Source organism: Acinetobacter sp. T_3_1 (assembly GCF_025377055.1).
GTDB lineage: Bacteria > Pseudomonadota > Gammaproteobacteria > Pseudomonadales > Moraxellaceae > Acinetobacter > Acinetobacter kookii.
Genome location: NZ_JACHVD010000003.1, coordinates 139502 through 164121, shown reverse-complemented (window position 1 = coordinate 164121; position 24620 = coordinate 139502). Strand labels below are relative to the sequence as shown.

18 protein-coding genes, 4 tRNA genes and 1 pseudogene are annotated in these 24620 nt (G+C 45.0%); 12 read left to right on the top strand and 11 right to left on the bottom strand.

Going from position 1 to position 24620, the window contains the following annotated elements; all coding sequences use genetic code 11:
- Positions 1-16: 16 nt before the first annotated feature.
- Positions 17-1294, bottom strand: a complete 1278-nt coding sequence (locus tag H4I94_RS05665) for a GGDEF domain-containing protein (protein ID WP_261182210.1) — start codon at positions 1292-1294, stop codon at positions 17-19.
- A 151-nt stretch (positions 1295-1445) separates the two neighbouring features.
- Here H4I94_RS05665 and pyrC point away from each other — a divergent pair, with 151 nt between their 5' ends.
- The 9 genes from pyrC to H4I94_RS05620 all read left to right on the top strand — a co-directional run bounded on the left by pyrC (position 1446) and on the right by H4I94_RS05620 (position 7003).
- The gene (gene pyrC, locus H4I94_RS05660) at positions 1446-2480 is read left to right on the top strand and encodes a dihydroorotase (protein ID WP_092819995.1); all 1035 of its coding nucleotides are present in this window, start codon (positions 1446-1448) and stop codon (positions 2478-2480) included.
- The gene (gene rnt, locus H4I94_RS05655) at positions 2465-3124 is read left to right on the top strand and encodes a ribonuclease T (protein ID WP_092819913.1); all 660 of its coding nucleotides are present in this window, start codon (positions 2465-2467) and stop codon (positions 3122-3124) included. Before pyrC ends, rnt begins: the two co-directional genes overlap by 16 nt.
- Positions 3125-3144: 20 nt before the next feature.
- Positions 3145-3220: transfer RNA gene (locus tag H4I94_RS05650), tRNA-Glu, on the top strand.
- A 336-nt stretch (positions 3221-3556) separates the two neighbouring features.
- On the top strand, positions 3557-3718 hold the full coding sequence (locus H4I94_RS05645; protein ID WP_165493274.1) for a hypothetical protein: 162 nt from the start codon (positions 3557-3559) through the stop codon (positions 3716-3718).
- Between the two features lie 417 nt (positions 3719-4135).
- A tRNA-Asp gene (locus tag H4I94_RS05640) sits at positions 4136-4211 on the top strand.
- Between the two features lie 110 nt (positions 4212-4321).
- A complete protein-coding gene (locus tag H4I94_RS05635) occupies positions 4322-5740 on the top strand; it encodes an amino acid permease (protein ID WP_261182203.1) in 1419 nt (472 codons plus the stop codon).
- 80 nt (positions 5741-5820) lie between these two features.
- Positions 5821-6714 (top strand): lysophospholipase, encoded by an 894-nt coding sequence (locus H4I94_RS05630; RefSeq protein ID WP_261182200.1) that lies wholly within the window; start codon positions 5821-5823, stop codon positions 6712-6714.
- A 127-nt stretch (positions 6715-6841) separates the two neighbouring features.
- A tRNA-Glu gene (locus H4I94_RS05625) sits at positions 6842-6917 on the top strand.
- Positions 6918-6927: 10 nt separating this feature from the next.
- A tRNA-Glu gene (locus tag H4I94_RS05620) sits at positions 6928-7003 on the top strand.
- Positions 7004-7217: 214 nt separating this feature from the next.
- On the opposite strand, the gene H4I94_RS05615 is transcribed toward H4I94_RS05620, so the two are convergent.
- The 6 genes from H4I94_RS05615 to H4I94_RS05590 form a co-directional block, all read right to left on the bottom strand.
- Entirely contained in the window at positions 7218-8462 is a 1245-nt protein-coding gene (locus tag H4I94_RS05615) for an NADH:flavin oxidoreductase/NADH oxidase family protein (RefSeq protein ID WP_261182199.1), read from the bottom strand.
- A gap of 100 nt (positions 8463-8562) precedes the next feature.
- Positions 8563-10152: an ABC transporter ATP-binding protein gene (locus H4I94_RS05610; RefSeq protein WP_261182196.1), complete on the bottom strand. Its 1590-nt coding sequence runs from the start codon at positions 10150-10152 to the stop codon at positions 8563-8565.
- Positions 10127-11140, bottom strand: coding sequence for an ABC transporter permease (locus H4I94_RS05605; RefSeq protein WP_261182194.1), 1014 nt, complete (start codon positions 11138-11140; stop codon positions 10127-10129). Before H4I94_RS05605 ends, H4I94_RS05610 begins: the two co-directional genes overlap by 26 nt.
- Positions 11140-12204, bottom strand: coding sequence for a microcin C ABC transporter permease YejB (locus H4I94_RS05600; RefSeq protein WP_092819919.1), 1065 nt, complete (start codon positions 12202-12204; stop codon positions 11140-11142). The genes H4I94_RS05605 and H4I94_RS05600 overlap by 1 nt, the downstream gene beginning before the upstream one ends.
- Before the next feature lie 39 nt (positions 12205-12243).
- A complete protein-coding gene (locus tag H4I94_RS05595; RefSeq protein WP_261182188.1) occupies positions 12244-14082 on the bottom strand; it encodes an extracellular solute-binding protein in 1839 nt (612 codons plus the stop codon).
- Positions 14083-14109: 27 nt separating this feature from the next.
- On the bottom strand, positions 14110-17391 hold the full coding sequence (locus tag H4I94_RS05590) for a LysM peptidoglycan-binding domain-containing protein (RefSeq protein ID WP_261182181.1): 3282 nt from the start codon (positions 17389-17391) through the stop codon (positions 14110-14112).
- A gap of 223 nt (positions 17392-17614) precedes the next feature.
- Here H4I94_RS05590 and dnaQ point away from each other — a divergent pair.
- The 3 genes and pseudogenes from dnaQ (at position 17615) to nudC (ending at position 21634) form a co-directional block, all read left to right on the top strand.
- Positions 17615-19088, top strand: a pseudogene (dnaQ, locus tag H4I94_RS05585) (DNA polymerase III subunit epsilon).
- A 126-nt stretch (positions 19089-19214) separates the two neighbouring features.
- Positions 19215-20861, top strand: coding sequence for a chemotaxis protein (locus H4I94_RS05580; protein WP_261182176.1), 1647 nt, complete (start codon positions 19215-19217; stop codon positions 20859-20861).
- Positions 20861-21634: an NAD(+) diphosphatase gene (nudC, locus tag H4I94_RS05575; protein ID WP_261182175.1), complete on the top strand. Its 774-nt coding sequence runs from the start codon at positions 20861-20863 to the stop codon at positions 21632-21634. The genes H4I94_RS05580 and nudC overlap by 1 nt, the downstream gene beginning before the upstream one ends.
- 1 nt (position 21635) lies before the next feature.
- On the opposite strand, the gene H4I94_RS05570 is transcribed toward nudC, so the two are convergent.
- Genes H4I94_RS05570 through H4I94_RS05555 form a run of 4 tightly spaced genes read right to left on the bottom strand, consistent with a single transcriptional unit; the run spans position 21636 to position 24620 of the window.
- Positions 21636-22523, bottom strand: a complete 888-nt coding sequence (locus tag H4I94_RS05570; RefSeq protein WP_261182171.1) for an alpha/beta hydrolase — start codon at positions 22521-22523, stop codon at positions 21636-21638.
- Positions 22513-23196 (bottom strand): BON domain-containing protein, encoded by a 684-nt coding sequence (locus tag H4I94_RS05565; protein WP_261182167.1) that lies wholly within the window; start codon positions 23194-23196, stop codon positions 22513-22515. The genes H4I94_RS05570 and H4I94_RS05565 overlap by 11 nt, the downstream gene beginning before the upstream one ends.
- A gap of 60 nt (positions 23197-23256) precedes the next feature.
- Entirely contained in the window at positions 23257-23685 is a 429-nt protein-coding gene (locus tag H4I94_RS05560) for a YraN family protein (RefSeq protein ID WP_092819927.1), read from the bottom strand.
- Positions 23685-24620, bottom strand: coding sequence for a penicillin-binding protein activator (locus H4I94_RS05555; protein WP_261182165.1), 936 nt, complete (start codon positions 24618-24620; stop codon positions 23685-23687). Before H4I94_RS05555 ends, H4I94_RS05560 begins: the two co-directional genes overlap by 1 nt.

The following is a 24620-nucleotide window of genomic DNA, read 5'->3' as shown; positions in this document are numbered from 1 at the left end:
TTTTTATCTGACCCGTTTATGATTTGATTAATTCAGTGTCAGAAATATTGGAGCGAATAGATTGATAATAAATCTGGTTACGGCCTAAATGCTTGGCACGATATAAAGCCTGATCAGCAATTTCCAACAACTCCTCTTTACTTAGCTCGGTCTCGCCATGATAAACAGTAATGCCCAAGCTGATGGTAATAAAATTGGAGATTAAAGATTTTTCGTGTGGAATTTCTAAACGCTCGATGGCCTTAAATATATTTGAGGCTACGGCATAAGCACCATGAGCATCCGTTTCAGGCAACAATACGACAAACTCTTCCCCGCCATAGCGCGCTACGAAATCCATATGCCGAATGGCATTTTTAATTGATTTGGCGATAGAGGAAATCACATCATCGCCTTTTTGGTGCCCATAAAAATCGTTATAGTTTTTAAAAAAATCAATATCAATAAACAGGATCGCCAAATCACTTTGTTCTTGACGGGTCTGCTCGTAAAATACGTCCATCATTTCATCGAAAGTACGACGATTCGAGATTTTGGTCAGGTCATCATGCTGACTTAAATGCAATAATTCTGAATTATGAATCCGATGCATTTTTTCACTAATTCGGGCACGCATAGTAAACAAATAAATCATTCGTTCTCGCGCAAAAATCATATGACTAATCACATAACCAAATACGCAACTGCCAAAAAGAATACGCCCCAACACCACGGCATCAAAATCAACATGAAGTAGAAAGAAAAGAATGACTGTTACTGAGGCTGCTAAAAACCCGGTCATCAGCATCTGAAATGGCTTTACTCCAGTAATAAGGGAACCCATGATATAAATCATGCACAGGATAGCCATACCTTGTTGTCGCAAGGCGACGGTTTCTACGGTCAAGGTTAACCAGGATATGGAGACCATGGCCCAAAACATAAGCACCATGGAAGCCGGAGCAAAATAGGGACGCAGTTTAGGAAAATGCGAAAAAGAAAATAAGACCAGCAAGCATAGAGCACCATTGGCCAAACCTAAGCTACAGTTCAGAAAATCATGCTTGAGATACTGTTTGTCAATTACCCAGTAATCGCTGGGTAAAATCACCAGAATAAAAATAAAATAAGATAAAACGCCACCCCACAGGTATTTTTGTACATGCTTACGGGCACGTTCCAAGTTTTTCGACCAAAATTCCTGTTCCATTTTTTTTGGAAAAACCTGTCCTACGCGTTGACTTTGCCGCGTAATCAGTTCTTCTATCTTTTCTTTATCATATTGTAATTTCGCTAGATTATACTTGGATTCCATTGCCCAGCATTTCTTATTTCTTCTAGTTACTAAAAATAACATATTTTTCTTATTTAGAATTATATATATATAACCATTTGTCTGTAATTCTCGTTACCATTTTCACACTTTATGGATTATCATTTGTTTTATTTCTTCGATTGAAATGGCCTTGAATACAATCACCCTTCTCCAGCCAGACGATTGGCATGCTCACTTACGTGACGGTTTATCTTTAAAACGCACAGTTCCAGATCTTGCCAAGCAGTTTGCTCGTGCCATCTGCATGCCCAATACTGTCCCTCCAATTAAAACAGTTGAGGAGGCACTGGCTTATCGTGAACGCATTATGGCGCATGTCCCTGAAGGTGTCGCTTTTGATCCCCGGATGGTGCTTTATTTTACCGACCAGACCCAACCGAGCGAAGTCAAAAAAATTAAAGAATCCGAGCATGTGAATGCCATCAAGCTGTATCCAGCCGGTGCAACCACAAATTCAGACAATGGCGTCAGTGATATCCGTAAAGTCTATGCGGTGATTGAACAGCTTGAAGAACACCAGGTACCGTTGTTGCTTCATGGTGAAGTCACCCATAACCATGTGGATATTTTTGACCGTGAAAAACGCTTTTTAGATGAAGTGCTTTCACCGCTTCTAAAACAATTCCCTAAACTTAAATTGGTTTTAGAACACATCACCACAAGCGACGCGGCACATTTTGTACTTGAACAAGACCGCAATGTCGCTGCGACCATTACCCCACAGCATTTACTGTTCAACCGTAACGATATGCTGGTGGGTGGTATTAAACCGCATTTCTATTGTTTGCCAATTTTAAAGCGTCAAAGCCATCAGCAAACCCTGCTTGAAGTGGCGACCAGTTCTAATCCCAAGTTTTTCCTGGGAACAGACAGCGCGCCGCATTCAAAAAATGCCAAAGAAAATGCCTGTGGCTGTGCCGGTTGCTACAGTGCACCTACCGCAATTGAATTATATGCTCAGGCTTTTGATCAGGTTGGCCGACTGGACCGCCTGGAAGGTTTTGCCAGCCATTTCGGTGCTGATTTCTATGGCCTACCGCGCAACACCAATACCATTACTTTGGTCAAAGAAGAACAAGTTATTCCGGAAAGTTTAGACTATTTGGATGGCGAACAGATTATCCCATTGTATGCGGGTAAGACCATCCAATGGAGAAAAGTGTGACAGATGAAACCCCACCAGTAATTGGTCAGCGTTTCCGTGGATTTTTACCTGTTGTTGTCGATGTCGAGACAGCAGGTTTTAACTCACAGACCGATGCCTTGCTGGAAATTGCAGCGATCCCCATCATTTATAATGAAGAAGGTCAATTTGTACCTGGTGAAGCGTACCATGCACATATTAATCCTTTTGAAGGGGCGAACTTAGACCGTCGTTCCCTGGAATTTATTGGTATTGATCCATCCAACCCAATGCGTATTGCCATGGCGGAAGATGAAAAAAGTGCATTAAAACGCATTTTCAAGTCGGTCAATGAAGTTCGCCGTCAGCAAAACTGTACCCATGCAGTTTTGGTCGGCCATAACGCACATTTCGATTTGGGCTTTGTACAAGCGGCCATTGCCCGTACGGGGACTAAAAATCAAAATCCTTTTCACAGTTTTTCAGTGTTTGACACCGTGACTTTAAGTGCCGTGATGTTTGGTCAAACCGTACTGGCAAAATCCTGCATTCAGGCGGGAATCGAGTTCGATGGCAAGGAAGCACACTCTGCCTTGTATGACACTCAAAAGACTGCAGAACTGTTTTGCTATATTTTGAACAAACTCGCTCCCCATCTACTTGACACCTTGGTGGCGGATCAATAAGATACCGCCATCTTCTAAACGTCCCTATCGTCTAGAGGCCTAGGACATCGCCCTTTCACGGCGGTAACCGGGGTTCGAATCCCCGTAGGGACGCCATCTATTTTTCTCTTCTTTATTTTTTATACTTTTATATTCTATTTAACCATCTAAACTTTTAGTTTTTAGATTGGTACTAACTTCCCTTTATTTTCACTACCGAAAACATTTTAAAATTAAAACCTTGATTCGTATATTCACATCCATAGCCCCTTAAAAAGCCGTCATAACTTGCGGATAATCACTAAACATGATTTCTAAAATTAATCATCAGCCCATCCTGAATATTCGTTTTCAAGCTTGATTTTTAAAGTTTAGGCTTAAATGCTGTGACACCTTTTTTTATCGCCATTTGCATGCTAAGTTTCCCTCATTGCAATTAATGAACCTGCTCGCATGTTGAAAAAATTTTTCCTTGTTTTAATCATTCTCCTGCCCTCTGCTTTATATTTATATATCGTCAGCAGAGATGAAGCTCCAGCCAAGGATTCATCCATTACACCGGCAGAAGCTCCAGCGCAAGAACAGCCTGAGAAATATCAAACACCCGACCACTAATATGTGGTCTTTTTAATTTAAAACCGCTTCAACCCATTTTCATCATCGAAGAATCTGGTTGCTTTAACATTCACCTAACCCATAATTAAAATAATGCTTTCAGCCTATTTTTTATCTTATCCAATCTTCCCCAACCTTCGCAGTATTCACCTGCCGAGGAGCCTAAGCCGTCGCTAAAAAGAGTAATGGCTGCACTTTATCTCATTAAGCTATCCCTAGAGGGTGGATTGATACAAGTTGTATCGTGCTGAAAATGAATGCGCTTTTAACGCGACAGATCAATTCCCGATTAAAAAACTGCACTTTTTATTTCAGATTTGTCATTTTTTATGCAATTAATTCAATATTTTAAAAATAACACAATTACAGGTTTGACAGCTTTATTAAAAATCCATAATATACGCATCACCTCCTAACGACCCTATCGTCTAGAGGCCTAGGACATCGCCCTGTCACGGCGGTAACCGGGGTTCGAATCCCCGTAGGGTCGCCATATATCGTGCTATACGATCATTCAAGCTTCAACACCTATCATTATTACATTGCAGATTCGTAGTTTTTCACTACAATAGTTCGCTTCATTTTTCTTTTTCTTTTTCTCTTATGCAGTCATCTCATACTCCGAATGATGCTATGCATCAGGGCAATTCTGCGCCTTTAAAACGCGCTATGAGTACTCGACACCTGGTCATGATTTCGCTAGGCGGCGCAATCGGCACGGGGTTATTTTTAGGTTCGGGTGAAGTCATTGCACAAACGGGGCCTGTAGGTGCCATCATCTCCTATGTATTAGGCGGTTTAATCGCTTATGCAGTCATGCTTTGTCTGGGCGAACTTGCGGTGCACATGCCCGAATCAGGTTCTTTTGGTACCTATGCACGCAGATATATTGGTCCTGGTACCGGTTATATGATTACCTGGTTGTACTGGCTGACCTGGACTGCCACCTTGGGAACCGAATTTACCGCCGCAGCCTTGCTGATGCAGGAATGGTTTCCGCAAATTTCAGTCTGGATCTGGACCATCGTTTTTGCAGCCATTGTTTTTGGACTCAATATGAGTTCAACCAAACTGTTTGCCGAATCTGAATTCTGGCTTTCTCTGGTCAAAGTCGTGACCGTGATTAGCTTTATTATTCTCGGCTTGTTGGCAATTTTTGGTGTGCTTTCGTTTCAGGGGAACACTTCTACGCCTTTATTTAGCAACCTTACGGCTCAGGGCTGGTTTCCTCAAGGCTTATTTCCAATTTTCGCCACCATGCTGATTGTCAACTTCGCTTTCTCTGGCACCGAACTGATTGGCGTTGCCGCAGGTGAAACCCAGGACCCGGCTAAGAACGTACCCAAAGCCATCAATGCTGCAATCTGGCGACTGCTGATTTTCTTTGTCGGCACAATTGTGGTGATTAGCGCACTGTTGCCGCATCAGATGGCAGGCTTGGGTGCTGAAGGCGTCAGTAGCAGTCCGTTTGTCACAGTATTTACTTATATCGGTATTCCACACGCGGAAGATATCATCCGCTTTGTGATTATCACCGCGCTGTTATCGGCAGCCAACTCGGGTTTATATGCCGCTTCCCGCATGATGTGGTCTTTATCTGACAAAAAACAGTTACCTGCCGTGTTCTCTAAAGTGAACCACCGTGGCATTCCTTTTGTGGCGATTATTGTCACCATGTTTGGTGCGATTCCGGGATTACTGTCAGAGCAGTTTGCACCGGAAACCATCTTCAAGAACCTGCTGGGTGTGGCTGCATTTACCATGGTGGTGGTCTGGATGAGCATTTGCTTAAGCCAGTTCAATTTCCGTCGCCAGTGGTATAAGGCCGGCCATAGCGTGGAAGAGCTGGGCTTTGCCGCACCGCTGTTCCCAATTGTACCGATTCTAGGTTTTGTGTTCTGTTTTATTACCTGTATCAGTATGGCAGCAGATCCGGAAATGCTGGCCGGCTTTATTGGCTGTCTGCTTTTTATTGCGGGTTGTTATCTCAGTTATTATGTTTTCTATCGAAAGCAAAACTAACACAGAAAAGGAGTGGTCAAGTACCGCTCTTTTTTTTAAGCTTCATAAAGATATCCCCTTCTATAAAGCTCTGACCATGTATGAAAATCATTTTTATTCACGGCATGAATCAACAAAATTATGATCAACCCTCATTAAAACAGCGTTGGCTATCCGCTTTTCAGACCGGTTTGCGTAATTCTCAGCAAAATATCGATCTTAATGCCCTGGAAATACGCTTCCCCTTTTATGGAGATTTGCTCAGTAAACATCATTTATATAACAGCCTCGATCTGGAGACTTTTTTACCCAAGTCTATTCCGCATTTGCATCTTCCCTTTCATTTAAGGCATAACACTACCCTTGTCCCGGAACATCATCCCTGTGCGAGTAGATTACCGAGTGTAAACGCCGAATGTACCAAGTCATTCACTCAGCGATTAGCCCTCATGAGCGCACTCACCAGAGATCATGCCTTTAAGGAACTGGCATTATTCCTGAATCATTATCCCAAGCTGCATGAAACTTTTATCCATAAATTCCTGATTGAAACCTATTTATATTTATCTAACCCGGATTTCATGCATGAAGTCCATCACCGGATCATGTCTTATCTTCATCCCGAGCTAGATCATATTATGGTGGCGCATTCCCTCGGTTCGGTCATTACCTACAACCTGCTGCATCAATATCCGCATTTTAGAATACAGCGCTTTATTACCTTAGGCTCTCCCCTGGCTTTTAGAGTCATTCAGGAAAAACTCGTCACCCCTATTTCCAGACCACCGCAACTGCAGGGCGACTGGTTTAATTTTTATTCACCTGATGATTTTTTGACTGCTTTCCCTTTATCCGAAGCCCCTTTCAATTTTCAGCCACCCATCATTAACCAGGCCATTACCACATCTTTTTATAATCCTCACAGCATTAGCGGTTACTTACAGCATCCAGCGGTGATCAACAGCATCATTGAGGGTTTAACCGCAGAAAAATAGTGCTTTTCAAAACACATTTCACGCATTTGTTTTATTTTTATTCAGTTGAATCCGTTTTTAAAAATTATCCTAGAAAAAGGTTTGACAGGGTGTCCTATCCACCCTATTATACGCCCACCTCTGAAACGTCCCTATCGTCTAGAGGCCTAGGACATCGCCCTTTCACGGCGGTAACCGGGGTTCGAATCCCCGTAGGGACGCCAATTCTTAGATGACCCTATCGTCTAGAGGCCTAGGACATCGCCCTTTCACGGCGGTAACCGGGGTTCGAATCCCCGTAGGGTCGCCATATTCGAGATAGCAATATCTCAGCAAAAAGCCTGATCATGATGAATCAGGCTTTTTTGTTTTTAAACGGATTGAATTCCTGCATCGCCTGATCTTTACTGCACAGCCAAAAAAATCATAAAAATAGAGCAGACCTGCCTTTCAGCATGCACGGAAAAAAGACGATGGTCTGCCGCACAGTTTAAATCTTCCTGGCCTAAGGCAGGCTCATCCCGTTAAGCACTACGGCGCGAATTAATCTGCCCTTTAATGATTGCGGTAATATTGTTTTTGGCATATTTCAAAAATACTTTCAGCGGTGACAGTTTTGGATTCGGACGCTTGCCCCGCGCAATATCTTTAAACTGTGCGGCATACCAGATGATTTCCATAATTGCCATTTTGTCGACCATGGGAACGCCGGTTTTAATTTTATGTACCGCATAACGTACATCCTGCCCCGCAATCAGGCGATCGGTTAAATCCGTTTCTACCGCCAATGGACGGGCAATGCCAATAAAATCGCAGGCACCACTGTCGAGTGCCGCATTCATCCCCTCTACGGTACGGAAGCCACCGGTCACCATTAAATGACACTTCACTTCTTTACGAATTTTCTCGGCAAAATCGAGGAAATAGGCTTCGCGGGCAATGGTACTGGCTTTGCGTTTTTCTGCCTTGGCACCTGCCATGGCCGGAGCTTCATAGGTTCCACCTGAAACTTCAATCAAGTCGATTCCTGCGGCATCTATGGCTTTAAACACCGCAACCACTTCTTCTTCGCTAATGCCGCCACGCTGGAAATCAGCCGAGTTCAGTTTCACCGAAATGATAAATTGATCCGAAGTTGCAGCACGGACAGCCTTATAAATTTCCAGCAGGAAGCGCATCCGGTTTTCAATCGGACCGCCCCATTGGTCCTGACGTTTGTTGGTCAATGGTGATAAGAACTGACTGATCAGATAACCATGCGCACCATGCAGCTGTATGCCTTCAAAGCCGGCTTTTTCGCAGATTTGTGCAGAAGTAGCAAAACGCTGGATAATGTCAAAAATTTCGTCTTCACGTAATTCACGCGGCGTACCAAAGGTGGTTGCCAGCATCGGAGAAAAAGGCACAGCCGAAGGCGCAACAGTTTCCCTGTTTAAACCTTTGGGACACTGACGGCCGGGATGGGACAATTGCACCAGCTGCACCATGCCATATTTCTTGCCGAGCGCTGCCCATTGCTGTAGCTTGGCCAAATCGCGTTCTGACTCAATCACTACCACGCCCGGTTCATTTTTGGCGCGAACATCCACCATGACATTGCCGGTAATCGCACAGCCCAAGCCACCCTTGGCCCAGGCTTCATACAGATTAAAATGCAACTGGCTCGGCTGACCTGCGTCATTTGCCAAGGCTTCACTCATCGCGGCTTTGATAATTCTGTTTTTAAAGGTGGTATGTCGAATACTTGTTGCTTCAGCAAGATGGCTCATCTCTTAATCCCGATGTATTTGTATTTATTTAGCCTTAATACCCTAAACTTATTTCGTTATCCGTCAATGACTCTTCTGACAATATGACTTGTCAGTAATTTTAAACATACTGGCTGGCTTCGATTAATTGACGGGTATATTCCGTTTGCGGATTTAAAAACAGCTGTTCAGTACCTTGAAATTCCATCACCTGTGCACGGCGCAACACCAGCACTTTCTGACACAGGGCTTTGACCACTTGCAGGTCATGGCTGATAAACAGATAGCTGATCTGATGCTCTTGCTGCAAGCGTCTGAGCAATTTCACAATCGCGCGCTGCGTGGTACGGTCCAGCGCCGAAGTCGGCTCATCCAGTATCAGCAGTTTAGGACTCAATACCAAGGCACGTGCCAGGGCGACACGCTGACGTTGCCCACCAGACAGCTCATGCGGATAACGGCTTCGAAACGACACCGGCAATTCGACTTTTTCCAGGGCTTCATCAATCCGCTGCGATATTTCTGTCGCTGAGAATTTTTTTAGGCCCAAACCTTCACCAATAGTCTGTTCCACATTCAGGCGCGGATTCAGGCTGCTAAACGGGTCTTGAAACACGATCTGAAATTCAGCGCGTAAAGGCCGTAACTGCTTTTCATTGCACCGGTTTAAATCGGTGCCCAGCAGCACAATTTCACCGTCACTTTTAATCAAACGGCTAATGGCCAAAGCCAGCGAACTTTTGCCTGAACCGCTTTCGCCGACAATGCCAATCGATTCACCTTGCATTAACTGCAAATCCAAGGGTTCTACCGCGACAAAGTAGTCTTTGACCCGGTTGAGTAATCCCTGCTTGATCGGGAACTTCACCGCAACCTGCTTTAGGGTCAATAAATTTTCAGCTTCTGGAATGTGCAGCGCCTCACCAAAATCATGATTAAGCAAATCACGGGTATAGGCCTGTTTCGGATGTTGAAAGATTTCCGCCACGCTACCCTGTTCTTCCACTACGCCTTTGTTCATCACAATGACCTGATCGGCATAGCGACGCACCAGATTAAGATCATGACTGATCAGGATCATCGCCATCTTGCGGCTTTGCTGCAAGGATTTAAGCAGTTTTAGAATCTGTGCCTGTAAGGTGACATCCAGCGCCGTGGTCGGCTCATCTGCTATCAGAATGTCCGGATCTAAGGCGAGTGCCATGGCGATCATCACGCGCTGCCGCTGCCCGCCGGAAAGCTCATGCGGATAACGGCGCAATTTATCTTCAGGGTCGGTAATACCAACATCTTGCAGCAATTCAATAATGCGTGCCCGGGTCTTCTGTTTGGACCAGCCTTGCAGCAACAAGGTTTCCCCAATTATTTTTTCCACCCTGTGCAAGGGATTTAAAGCCGTCATCGGTTCCTGAAAAATCATGGCTATTTTCTGGCCGCGAATTTGGCGCAGCTGTTCGGTTTTCAGTGCCAGTAGATTTTGCTGTCCCAATATGGCCTGACCTTGAATCTTTAAGGTACTGGGCAACAGCCCCAGCAAGGCCAGACTGCTAATCGACTTGCCCGAACCACTTTCACCGACTAGGGCAACAGTTTCACCGGCATGCAACTGAAAATTCAGGTCAGCTACCAGCACCTGCTCTGCTTGCCGGATATTTAAATGCTGGACAGTTAACAAGGCTTGCGGATTATTGGCGTCTTGGATCGAATGCATCGCGTGTCGCCTCCCCAATATAAATCAGTAAAGATAGGACAATGGCCAGGGTGAAGAAGCCGGACAGTGCCAACCATGGTGAATTCAGGTTGGATTTGCCTTGTAATAACAATTCACCCAAAGATGCCGCATCGGGCGGTAAACCGTAGCCTAAAAAGTCCAAGGCGGTGAGTGCGGTGATGTTGGCGGTCAACATAAAAGGAAGCTGCGACAGGCTGGAACTCATGGCATTCGGCAAGATGTGGCGCAGCATAATGGTCCGGTCTGTAACTCCCAGGCTGCGTGCGGCACGCACATAGTCCAGATTGCGCGCCTTTAAAAATTCGGCACGCACCAGACCGACCAAAGTGGTCCAGCCGAATAACAGCATAATCAGAAACAGCCAATAGACGTTTGGGGTAAACATGCTGACCAGAATCATCACCATGAATAACATCGGCAAACCTCCCCACACTTCCAGAATACGCTGACCCAATAAATCGACCCATCCCCCGTAATAGCCCTGAATCGCGCCAACCGCGATGCCCAGCAACGCTGAAGCAAAGGTTAAGGCAAAGCCAAACAGCAGCGATACACGTAAACCATAGAGAATACGGGCCAATACATCACGCCCTTGATCATCTGTGCCCAACCAGTTTTGTGCAGTCGGTGCAGAAGGTACGGGTACTGCCAGTTCCAGATTAGGCGTCTGGTAGGAATATTGAATCAGCGGCCAGATCGCCCAGCCTTTTTCATCAATCAATTGCTGCACCACCGGATCTTTATAATCGGCTTCGGTTTCAAATACCCCGCCAAAAGTCGTTTCCGGATAAGACTTCAACACCGGCACATAAAGTGAATGATCGTATTTCACTAAAAGGGGTTTATCATTCGCGATCAGTTCAGAAGCCAGCGACAATGCAAAAATAATGGCAAAGATGATGAGACAAGCAAAGCCGAGTTTATTTTCCTGAAATCGTTTCAAGCGCGCCTGCATTAATGGGGACATTATTCAGCACCTCGCGATTCAAAATTAATCCGCGGATCAATCACCTGATACAGCACATCGCTAATCAGTCGCAGCACCAAACCGAGCAAAGTAAACAGGAACAATGTGCCAAAAATCACCGGATAATCGCGCTGTTGAATGGCCTCAAAACCGAGCAGGCCCAAACCGTCCAGATTGAAAATGATTTCAATAAACAGGTTACCAACAAAGAAAATGCCAATCAGCGCTTCCGGTAAACCGGCAATCACGATCAACATCGCATTACGAAACACATGACCATAGAGCACCCGTGACTCGGTGAGGCCTTTGGATCGTGCCGCCAGCACATACTGCTTGTTTAATTCTTCCATAAAGGAATATTTGGTGAGATAGGTCAGCCCGGCAAAACCGCCAATCACCATCGCCAGTAAAGGCAAGGTCATATGCCAGAAATAGTCCTGGATTTTGCCCAGCCAGCTTAGGCTGTGGAAATTTTCCGACACCAGACCTTGCAGCGGGAACCACTGAAAATAGGAACCCCCGGCAAAAAATACAATCAGTAAAACCGCAAATACAAAGGCAGGCACGGCATAACCGATCGCCAGTAACAGCGAGGTGGATTTATCGAATAACATGCCATGCTGGCGGGCTTTTTTAATGCCCAAGGGAATAGACACCAGATAAATCAGCAAAGTGCTCCACAGGCCCAAAGATAAAGACACCGGCATTTTTTCCCACAGCAATTGCGTGACCGGCTTGTCTTTAAAAAAACTGGTACCGAAATCGAAGCTGGCATAACTTTTCAGCATGTTCCAGAAGCGGATGTGTGCAGGCTGATCGAAGCCATATTGAGCTTTAATCTTCTGCACCATTTCATCACTTAAACCTTTCGCACCCTGATAATTGCTTTTGGCACTGGCCGTTTCGCCACCCGTTGCACCTAGCCCCTGAAAAGCTTCTGCCTGTTGAATGGCTTGCTCGACCGGGCCGCCCGGTGCGATCTGGATCACCACAAAGTTAATCAATAAAATGAAAAACAGCGTTGGAATAATCAGCAGCAGTCTTTTTAATATATATATGCCCATCGAAACAGCGTTCCTTGTGCCTGCGTTATGACTTCTTGTTTATTTTTGACGTAAATACTGGGTGACTTTTTGCGCTTGCCCGGCATCACTCCACCAGTAGTCAATGCCCGATGACAGCTTCGGTTTTACTTTCGGTTGATGGTACATGTTCCAGTAGGCGAACCAGTTTTCACCTTTACCATAGGTTGGAATCTGATAATAACCGGCACGCAGCAAACGATCCAGCACCCGGGTTCTGAGTACCAGCTGCTCACGACTCGGTGCATGAATAAGCTGCTGGACCATCGCATCAATCACAGGATTTTTAATGCCGGCATAGTTGTAGTTCCCCGGCTGATCTGCCGATGCACTGCCCCATAACTGTGCCTGCTCATTGCCCGGATTGAGCGACTGCGGCATCACGTTGGTGGTCATGTCAAAATCTTTGGTGCGCATGCGCTCGATATACTGCGGTACATCGACATGACGGATCGCCACTTCGACGCCCAGACGTTTCATGTTACGGATAAACGGCATCAAGGTGCGCTGTAAACCATCCTGATGGATTAAAAATTCGATCCGGATCGACTTGCCTTGGGTATCCAGCAAACGGCCATTTTTAAAGGTATAGCCGGCTTTGATGAGTAGCTGGCGTGCAGTCAGTAGATTATTGCGGTTAAATCCGCTGGCATCAGACACCGGATATTTCCAATCTTTCAAAACACCCTGCCGCTGAATCGGACTCAGTCGGGCTAGATAGGGTTTTAAAATTGCCAGCTCCGCAGGGCTGGGTGTGCCTTTAGCCTCCAGTTCACTGTTGGCAAAATAGCTCTGTAAGCGTCGATACTGTCCGTAAAATAGCGCCTTGTTTTGCCATTCAAAATCATAGGCATAAGTAATGGCTTGGCGAAACTTGATGTCTTGAAAAGGTGTGCGGCGGCTATTAAACACAAAACTTTGTGTCGGAATCGGGTTCTGATGCTTGAATCTATATTTCACTACCATGCCTGCCTGGACGGCGGGAAAACGATATTCCGTGACCCATTTACGCGCGGTAAATTCTTCATGCAGGGTATATTGCCCCGACTTAAAGCCTTCAAAGGCAATGTCCAGATTGCGGTAATAGACATATTTCAGGCGGTCAAAATTATATCGGCCTTTATTGACCGGCAGGTCTTTGCCCCAGTAATTTGGATTGCGTTTATAGCTGATGCTGCGACCGGCATCAATCCGGTCAATCAGATAAGGTCCTGACCCCAAAATCGGCTGCATGGTGACCCGGGTGAAATCCTTCTTTTGCCAGTCTTTTTTGGAATAGATTGGCATCTGCGCCAGAATCAGTGGCATCTCTGCATTATTGGCCGACTTAAAGCTCATCTTGACCGTATATTTGGACAATGCTTCAGTTTTATCCAGATCGGCCAGATACATTTGCAGTCCAGGATTGGCCTTGGTTTGATAAGTATCAAAAGTAAATTTGACGTCTTCGGCAGTCACTGCACTGCCATCGCTAAAACGTGCTTTGGGATTGAGGTGGAAAATGACATATTGGGTCTGCTTGGGATCATAAGTCACTTTCTCGGCCAGCAAGGGATACATCACCCCCGGCTCATCCAGCGAATTCGACATCAGCGAATCAAACAGATACTCCACCCCATCGGTTGAGCTGCCTTTGCCATTCATACTGTTTAAATTGTCAAACGTGCCATTGCTGGCAGTACTTAAATAGCCGCCTTTAGGCGCTTGGGCATTGGCATAGGGCATGACCAACAAGCCAGCATATTTCGGCTGGCTATGTACCGCAATATAGGGCGTGGTCTGCACCGCAGCCCATAGCCCCTGGGTCAAAAGACTGAGCCCCCATGCAAAACCCCAATATTTCGCCCTGGCAAATGACATCTAAATGACTCCCTGTCTTTGCATTTATTATAAGTTTGGAACTTTAATCACATCACCAATTCGCAATTGTTTATTGGGTTGCATCTCATTCATTTCCGCAAGTTTCGAGCTTTCCAGACCATAACGGTTGGCGAGGCCAATCAGGGTATCGCCACGTTTGACTTTATATTCAACCACAGTTTTAGGAATAACAATCTGCTGGCCGACACGTAAACCGGAACGAGGGCTAAGACCATTCATCGCTGCCAATTCAGCAACCGATACCCCTGTCCGACTGGCAATGGCGTTTAAAGACTCACCCGATTTCACGGTATACCCATCGGTGTTGTTAGATGACTTCACTGCTTTTGCAATAGGCTCATCCACTTTAGCGTCCAGCTTTGGTAGATCCCCCTCAATTTTTAAACGCTGTCCAATACGGACCGTTGAATTGCGGGTCAAGCCATTCAATGCTGCCAAATAATCCAGCTGTAAATGATATTTTTTCGCAATATTACTTAAAGTCTCGCCCGGTTTAACCACATGGCTATCACTCTTTTCAAAGCTGACTTTTTCAATTTTTGCTTCAACTTTCGCTTCTACTTTGTTTGATGCTGCGACCGGCTCCTCACCCGTCAGTTTCAAACGCTGACCCACACGTAAGCCAGCATTGCGGTTAATGCCGTTGATATTGGCAATGTAATCCATGCCTAAATTGTATTTGGCAGAAATGGCAGACAGGCTATCCCCGGATTGCACGGTATAACTCTCTGGAACAGTTGAACTTGCAGGAATCTTCAGGGTTTGACCTACCCGAACGCCACTGTTGCTGGATAATTTATTCAGCTGCGCCAGTTCGGTTAAGGAAATTTTCGATTTGCCTGCAATGCTCGACAGGGTATCGCCACGTTGCACCTGATAACTTTCCGTTTTATAGGCTGGCTCAATGTCTACCGGATCTATTTTAACCGGACTCGCTTTTTCTTCTGGCTTGCTGTCTACTTCATGCAGTGGCACATTAATTTTTTGCCCCACCCTTAAACTACTGCCCGCAGTCAGACCGGTGGTTAAATCGGCCAGCTCCTGATTGGACAAGGCATAACGGTCAGCAATCAGTTTAAGATATTCGCCACGTTTCACCACATAAGATTTGGTTTTCACTTTAGCAGCAGATTTTGAATTATTGCTTTTGCTTTCAACAAGATCGGAATTATTTTGTGCCGTGTCTTTTAACGATAATTTTTGCCCCACACGCAAACCGCTGCTGACCGATAAGTTGTTGAAATCTGCCAGCTGTTTCACCGACAAGCCAAACTGGCTGGCCACTCCGGTCAGGCTGTCATTGGCCTGCACTACATAAGTTTCAGGCTGTGCTTTAGACTTGCCCGATGATGTTTCGGTATTTTTCTCGCTTTGTGGTTTGGCATCATATAAATAGATACTGGTTCCCACGTACAGCGGAGAGTTTGGATCTATCTGGTTCCATTTCGCCACATCACGCCAGTTCAGGCCATTTTTCATGGCAATGACGGCTAAAGTATCGCCCTGTTGAACGGTATAGGTACTGCGTTTTCCTTTCGGTGGGATCACCACCACTTCTGAATCGGTCTTGACGTAGTTTTTGCCCTGGTTACGTTTGGCTTCATCTGAATCAGGCTTGGTGCTTTCCGCCACCCCTTTGGGATAAGCAAAACCTTTGGTTAACTCCTTGCCTTGCTGTTCAGCGACCGACAGGCTGGTTTGAATGGCCGTTAACTTGATTTTGCCGTCAAAGGGATCGACAATTTCGGTGCCTTGCGGTGCAATGGCTTTAATTTCTGCAACGACTTTTTCCTGTTCAGCTTTACTGGCTACCGGTTGCAGTACCTGTTCTAGCGTTTTATTTTCACCTTCCGCTTTTACTGCCGCCATAATCTGCTCGCGCTCAGCAGCAGACAATGGAGGCTCTACCGTCACAGGCTTGACATTCGCCACCTGACTCACCGCAACAGGAATACGTGGTGCACTTGGAATATCGCTATTTGCAGCAAAAGATGCCAAGGCATCAGAGCCTTGAGGCGTAGCCACACGTTTGGTACCTGAAGGCTTGGTGACTGTCACAGGATTTGCCGCAGTCACTGGCTGAGAACTTTTAGAAGTACTTGTAGAAGTACTGGCGGTTAATACTGGTGGCGCTGTTTTTGCCGGATTAATCACTTGCGTATTGAGCTCAGGCGGATTGCTTCTTTCCGGAGTAAAAGGTTTTGCCGTACTTGCCCATAACGCCCCAGAACTTGGCGATAACTTTTTAAGCCGGGCATCAATAGCAGGACTTAAATCCGCAGGAATAATGATCTTCATCGGGCTTTGCTCATCAACCCAGTCCCCACGATGCCCTGGATTTAGCTGGTATAGCTCGGCGCGGCTTAAACCGGTAATGGAGGCAACTTCATTTAAGTTTACCGGCCCTACCGGAACTTCTCTAAAGTGTGGTCGGTTGGCAATCGGAGGTAAAGACACCCCATAGGCCCCAGGATTTTTAATGATTTGTGCCACTGCCAGGAAGCGTGGCACATAGTTCATGGTTTCCTGAGGCAGTTTCAGTGACCAGTAATCTGTAGGCAAACCGGCTGCCTTATTGCGGTTAATCGCCTGCTGGATCCGCCCCGGACCCGCATTGTAAGCCGCCAAGGCCAGTTCCCATGAACCAAACTGGTTATATAAGCCCCCCAGGAACTCATAGGCTGCACGGGTCGATTCCACCACATCACGACGACCATCATACAGACTGGTCTGTCTTAAACCATAAATCCGTCCGGTACTTGGAATAAACTGCCACATCCCGGCTGCGGCTGCACTACTGGTCGCAGCAGGGTCATAGGAACTTTCAATAATCGGCAATAGAGCCAGTTCCGTCGGCAAACCGCGGCGTTCCGCCTCTTTCACGGTATGATACAGATAGCGTGAAGCACGGGCACTTAAACGGTCCAGATAAGGCTGTCGGGAAATGAACCAGCCGCGCTGTGCTTCAATACGGGCATCCCAATGGCTATGATCCATCTTGAAACCGACGGTCATACGCTTCCAGACATCACCATGTTTTAAAATCAGCAGGCGATCGCCTTCTACTGCGCTCATGTCTGTAGCAGACAATAAATCTTCCAATGAATCCAAGCTGTCGGCATCCAGATATCCGGATGAACCCACCATTTTCGATTTTGAGCCATGTGTCGCACTCTGGCTTGAAGAACAGCCTGACAGTCCTAATGCAGCTAAAGCTGAACCCAGTACTGTTATTTTTAAAAAATTGGGTAAGGTTGGCTGCCACAAAATCGCGGTTGGTTTATACATAAAAAAATCCAAACAACTCGTATAAAATTTATTTTTTAGATCTGCCATTGTAGTGAAGCATGGGGTAGACACAAGGGATTAATTTAGCGCGATTTCACTATAAATGTTACAAGAATTTAAAAAATAACCGTGTAATACATTTTTAAAGTGAAATTGCGTTATACAATATGCCAGTTACCTGGTTTATTTTGACTCTCTTTTATAGCGTTCGGATTTGGTTTATATGGCTCAAACAATCACTCTTTATGTCGATGGCGCGTGTCGCGGCAATCCTGGTTTAGGCGGTTGGGGTGCATATATCATTACCGAATCGGAAAAGCATAAACTGTGTGGCGGAGAAGCGGAAACCACCAATAACCGCATGGAACTCACCGCGGCAATTGAAGGTATTCAGTTTTGTCCGCGCGATGCCAAACTGATCATCTGGACCGATTCCAAGTATGTCAAGCAAGGCATCACCGAATGGATTCATGGCTGGAAAAAGAAAAACTGGAAAGATGTCAAAAATCCGGACCTGTGGAAATTACTGGATGCGACCTGTCAGGGGCGTGACATTGAATGGAACTGGATTAAGGGCCATGCCGGACATCCAGGCAATGAGATGGCTGATCAACTGGCCAACCAGGGTGCCGATCAAACCTTAACAGCCATGAAAAATCTCTTGTCATCTGCCGAAACTGTTTTAGAACAAGCCGACATGCTGGATAAAAAAAAAAGCTGAGCAGGACTGGCTATTAGATGACCCCTTTGGTTTTGACCTGATGGAAGCCGAGCTGCAAGATGACAGCGAAGTTTTAGACAATGAGTCTTTAGTAAATGAGCCTTCAGAAAGTGAAGTCTTAGAAAGCACATTGTTAGAAAACACAGAACAAGAAACCGATCAGGCAAATAGTATGCAGGAACAAAGTGAAGATCTGGACACGATTGTACCTAACATTACGACTGCTTCGGATAAACCCCTGCACCCGCATATCATGATTACGCCACGAAGCAAAGAAGTTCATGGTCCTCGCCAGCTAATTCTGGATACCGAAACCACCGGTTTCTATTTTCAGGACACGGACCGGATTATTGAGGTGGGCGCGATTGAAATGGTCAACCGCAAACTGACTGGCAGTTCGATTCATATTTATATCAACCCGCAAAAACCGGTGGGTGAATCTGAAAATATTCACGGTATTTCAGATGAGTTTCTGAAAGACAAACCGCTTTATGCAGAAATTGCCGATGTGCTGTTTGACTACCTAAAAGGTGCAGAAATTATTGCGCATAATGCCACCTTCGATATGAACTTCCTCGATATGGAGTTCAAACGTGCAGGCTTTGTGACCTTATCGGAAGTCTGTGAAGTGACCGATACCTTGGCCATGGCCAAGAACAAGCACCCGGGACAAAAGAACTCTCTCGATGCTTTGGTGCGCCGTTATGAAATTCCGCAGCGTGACCGTACTTTCCACGGTGCCTTACTCGATGCCGAAATTCTGGCTGATGTCTACCTAGCCATGACCGGCGGTCAGGTGTCTTTCGATATGGATACCCTGACCGAAGCCGAGCAACAACAGAGTCAAGCAGCCCGCTCCACTGTACAAATAGAGCTGCCTGTGATTTTACCTTCAGCCGAAGAATTAGCAGAACATGAGAATTGGGTCAAACAATTTGAAGAAAAACATGGAACAGCTTGTCTTTTTGCAAAATAAAATCTACATTTCTAGTGGTTTTTTGTATTTAAACGTTTAACAGTTACGTTATAGTTAAACGTAAAGAAGTTTGGCCTTGAACGGGCTACTCATAAACAGATAAAACACTAGGAAAGGTGCAGATCCATGTCTTCTTACCAAACCTCTATTCATTTTGACCCGACTGCATTGCTGATAATAAAAAATGAGGTTGATAACTCCATTAAATTAGTTGAATCAGCGGTGAGTTCTTTGGCAGAAGACCACACTTTACCCTTTGGTATTGACGATGCACTAAATCAGTTTGAACAATGTGCCCAGGTGCTTGCGCTCATTGATATGCAAAGTCTGGCTAAAATTGCCCAGTACTCAGCAGAGTTAATGCGCAAGATTATGCAGAATCCTGCGCAAATTAATACTCAGGAAGTGGTGGCCCTAAGTGAAGGCACCACCATGTTGAAACGTTACATCGAATTTATTTGCTTACGCGAAGTTAAAATTCCACAATTCCTGCTCGAAACCCTGAATCGTCTGGAAATTGTGCTGGGTAAACCGATTAGCCATGAAGGTCAGTATATCGAGCCATTACTGGACTGTATTACTCCTGATTTTAAGCTGCCTCAAGCACCAAGTCTGGAAAAGTCACAATATGTACATCGCCTGTACAAACTGTCTTTAAACAAGCTGCTGAAACAGGAAGAAACTGAATTTGACCTGCAGGCGATCAAACTGGTCGGTGCCTATTTGGCAGGTCTGGCAGAAAATACGCCAAGCAAACAATACTGGAATCTGGTGCATGTGGCATTTAATCAGGTGAACCATTTATTGATCAATGATGCACGTTTACGCACCCTGATCGGTATTGAACGCAATATGGCACAATATTTTAGTGCTCCAGATCGCTTCAAGCCAAGTCTGTCTGATCTAGCCAACATCTTAAGCTTGTGTATTAGTCAGGAAGATGAGACGGCTCAACATATCCGTAGCCAGCTAAACATTGGTGAAGATCATTTGACCGATACCCAATTGCAGGTATTTAGCCGCCATCTCTATGGACCTGATTTTGATACCATGCATACCATTAGTGAACTTGTGACCGCAGAAATGGCACAAATTCGTAATGACATCGAGTTCAACTATCAAAACATGACAGCTGAGAAAACGAAGGAATTACAGGACAAATTAATCAGTCTTGCCAACATTTTCAAAGTATTGAATCTGAGTGAAGCTTTCAACGATTTATCTCGCCAAGCCAACTTGCTGGACAAGGCTGAAGTGCTGAAAGATGAAAATTTTGCTCAGCAATTGATGAGTTGCATTTTATCGGCAATGAATTCGATTGGTGTTCTGGAACGTCATCACACTTCAAGCCGTTTACAGCTTCGTGTCCATAACATGAACATCTCTTTGGACCGTTTAGATGAAGCGCATGAAGCTTTACTCAATGAAACCAAAGCCGTGACTGAGCTTTCCAGCCAAATCCTGATGCAGTACATGCAAGATCAAAATCTGGCTGCGCTTGAGAATATTCCAACCCAATTGCGTGAAATTGGTGGTGCCCTGCTGTTCTTAAATGCCCCATCCGGTCAGACTTCATTGAACACTGCTGCAACGTTTATCCAACAGCAAATTGAAAATTCTGCAACGATCACTGCTGAACAAATCAACCACATCCTCGACACCTTAGCCAGTGCCGACATGCTGATTGACAATTTAAAATCAAAACAGCCTGTCCTGCAGTCGATGTTTGATGTAGCATTGCAAAGTAGCGAAAAACTGAAAACTGTTGCCTAATGTCCGAATTGTCACTTGCCTATATCTTCCATCAGCATCAACTTTTAGTCGATGAAAACTTTCAGCTCCCTCGGGTAGAACGTTTAGCAAGTGACCTTCACTTCAACATGGGCAATCAAGTGATTGCCCGTGACCTTCTCGAAAATGAGCCTATTCCTGTCGGCTTGCAACTGGTGCCCATCCGTCAATTATTAACGCTCTGGGATACCCAACAATTCGAAGCCGCCAGTCGTGCCATCCAGCTGTTAGAATGGCGCCGCAACCACAAGTTCTGTAGTCATTGCGGACATCCAACTGAAGCCCATGCGACTGAATATGCCATGGTTTGTCCAGCATGTGGTTATCATCAGTATCCACGGGTACAGCCCTGTGTCATTACCGTGATTACCCGTGGTCAAGATGAAATTCTGCTGGCTAAAAATGCCAAAAACAAAACGAATATGTACGGTCTGATTGCCGGTTTTGTTGAGGTAGGAGAAACCCTGGAAGAAGCAGTACGCCGTGAAACTTTTGAAGAAGTGGGCTTAAAACTCAAAAATATCCAGTATCTTGCCAGCCAGCCCTGGCCTTTTCCGAGTAACCTGATGCTCGCCTTCCGTGCTGAATATGCTTCTGGCGACATTCAGTTACAAGAAGAAGAGATTAGCGATGCGCGATTCTTTAAATTTGACCAACTGCCTGAAATTCCATTTAAAGGCAGTATTGCCTATGCCATGATTAAACATATTACAGAAGGTCATCCTGTGGCAGATGACACCCATGAATGGCTTTAAATCAAGGTTTTAGTGCTTCATCGAGAACCGCCAAAATCTGTTTCTTGGTCTGGAAATAGCGGCTGAACAAACTGGAAACCGAACCCATAATAGTCACATGTCCAGTACCCGGGATGGTAATCATCTGGCTATGGTTGCCCTTTTCCTGCAGAATCCGATGTAAATCTTCTGAATTATTATGGCCGACCACCTGATCATTGGAGGCTAAAAACAGGTAATGTCGCACCGTATTGGTTTCCACAAAATAATAAGGCATCACCTGCTGATAAGGCACGCTTTGGTCAAAAGCATCTGCACAGATCGGATCATCTTTATAATCAAAATGATAGGGCCCAGACAAACCAATAATGGCACGAATTTGGCTGCGGCATTGCAAAGGATAAGGTGTCGGATGATAAAGTGCCGACATGATATTAAATGCACCGGCAGAATGCCCCATCAGCACTATTTTTTCAGTCTGGATATTGTATCTGGATTGATGCTGGGTCAAATAGTTTAATGCCAAACTCAGGTCATCAATATAACTGGGAAATACATGCTCGGGCGCAAGATGATAATTAATCACCGCAACATCATAGCCTTCTCTGGCAAAGGCTTCACCCACGAAACGGTAATCTTTTTTATCTCCATGCAGCCATGCCCCACCATGCACAAACACGATTAAAGGCCGATGCTCTAGAGGAGATGCAGCAGAGAAAATATCTAAACGCTGACGGGCTTTTAAACCATAGGCAATGTTTTCAGTGACCGTATAGCCTTTACGCGGGGTTAAACGGTTCAGGGCATAGCTACCAAAATCGTAAAGGCGAAAATCCTTGTACAATATTTTCACTTTTTCGACTTTTTGCTGAATTTCTTTACCAACTGTTTGTACAACCTTATTGAGCATAGGTTGGCTCTGCTTGATCCGGATCAATAGCCACCGGTGTCTGTTCAACCGGCAGTGCATTCACGACAGGACTACTAAAACTTGAAGTCATGGCACGCGATTGCTCAATATTATCAATTAAAGTAATAATTTTAGTCACGTTGCCGACTTGTTGCAGCACCTGATTCAGATCATTAATTTCAGCCGTGTTTAAACGCCCCATCACATATAAAACACCATCTTCGGTGTGAATGCGCACTTTACTGTCAGACACCACCACAGCTTTCATAATCAGGCCACGCGTATTTGCCGTCACAGTGGTATCTTGCATAATGGTGCCATAACCAATCTGGTTACCGACAGCAATGTAATTATGCACGGTTTTCACATCACTCATGGCACGGACATTATCTTCCGCCAGCTGTTTCAAGTGCGCATCTGGCACTTGACCGGTTAATAATACATTGCCATGAAAACTTTCAATATTGACACGGGATTGTTTAAAACGACTGTCTAATTTATATAAATTGATTTTAGCGGTACGTTCGATTGAGGAATCAATAAACACCTGTCCAAGAGAACGGGCGCCACTTTCTGTACCCACCGGGGCTGATCCTGTGCCACTAGAGATAAAACTTGCACAACCAGATAAACTTGCTACACACAGTAACGTCATTGCAATACGGTTAAACACTCAGCAAGACTCCTCATTATTCAGTTCTATTTTATGTCAGCATTTACGCTATGATTTTGTTCAAAGATTAATAAACTCTTCATCAAAAGTAAAAGCATTTTCAATCCATTGTTGATCATAAGTGAATTTGGAAAAATCTTGCTGTATGGTTTTTGCAAATTGTTGAAGAAAATCAAAACAAATCACATCAAAACGACAATAAAAGGTTTGCAATTCCGGATGGGCATGCAAAAAGCACAGTGCCGATTTCATCATTTTGCGCTGTTTGGATAAAGAAATGCTTTCGAAGGATTGGGCATACTGGGTCACTGAACGCGCCTTGACTTCGACAAAAACCAGTTCCTGGGCCTGCTGTACAATCAGGTCAATTTCCCCGTAACGGCAATGATAATTTGCCACAACCAGCTGAAAGCCTTGGGCCTGTAATAATGTTAAAGCCTGCTGTTCAGCCCATTGTCCCAGATTTAAATGCGCCGGAAGATTTGACATTACAATCCCTTGATTCCCTTTTTGGTATGTTCATAACAGTGTGGAATGCGCTGGATTTGATTGTTATTGACTTGAATCAGTCCGGTCCGCCCCTGGAACTGCATACTTTTTAAATTGGGTTCGGCTAAATACTGGCTCGCAATATGCCAGGCATCCCCACCAAAAGCGATCAGGCGCTGATAGGCCATGGAAGCGGCGTTTGCTTGAGCGGCCTGGATGACATCTGGCCATTCAGATTCATATAAGGCCGGCGCATCACAAAACTTTACCCCTACAGGCAATACCTGATCTTGTTCAATGGCATTCGGTAAAATATAGATGTTTTTATGCGGCAGCTTGGGCAGTTTATTCAGCCAGGCATTGTTTCCGAGTAGCAACAAACCAGTATGTTTATTTAACTTTTTGGGTATTTCTTCAATTAAATTCAGAGGATAATTGGTTTCAGTGAGTAAAGAAATCAGAAACAGTTCATTGTCAGTTTCCGAGTCTTTTTGCTGCAACACATACAGCTCTTTGATTTGGTCATTCTGCAATACCTGATTCAGCGCCACTGCATCATCCTGCTTGGACAGGCTAAATTGTCCTACCTTTGCAGATTGTGAGGATACTTCATTCAGGGCCAAAACCCGAACCTTCGGCTGTATCTTGATTAAAGCTTCCACATCCTGACGTGGCAAAGGCCCAACTATCATTTGGGTTTTTTTATTGACATTTTGTTTAAGCAACTGCGCAATCGGTTTTTTGTCCGAGTTTACAAATTTAATGGGTGTTTCCAGCTCTGATGCCTGATAAGCACTCATAAAACCCTGTTTGACACTTAATCCGGCTCGCGCCATAGGCCCCGATTCAGGTAAAATGACCAACACTTCAGCTTGAGCGTGATTGAAAATGCAATACAGGATGAAGCCAATTATTTTTTTATTATTATTCAACAT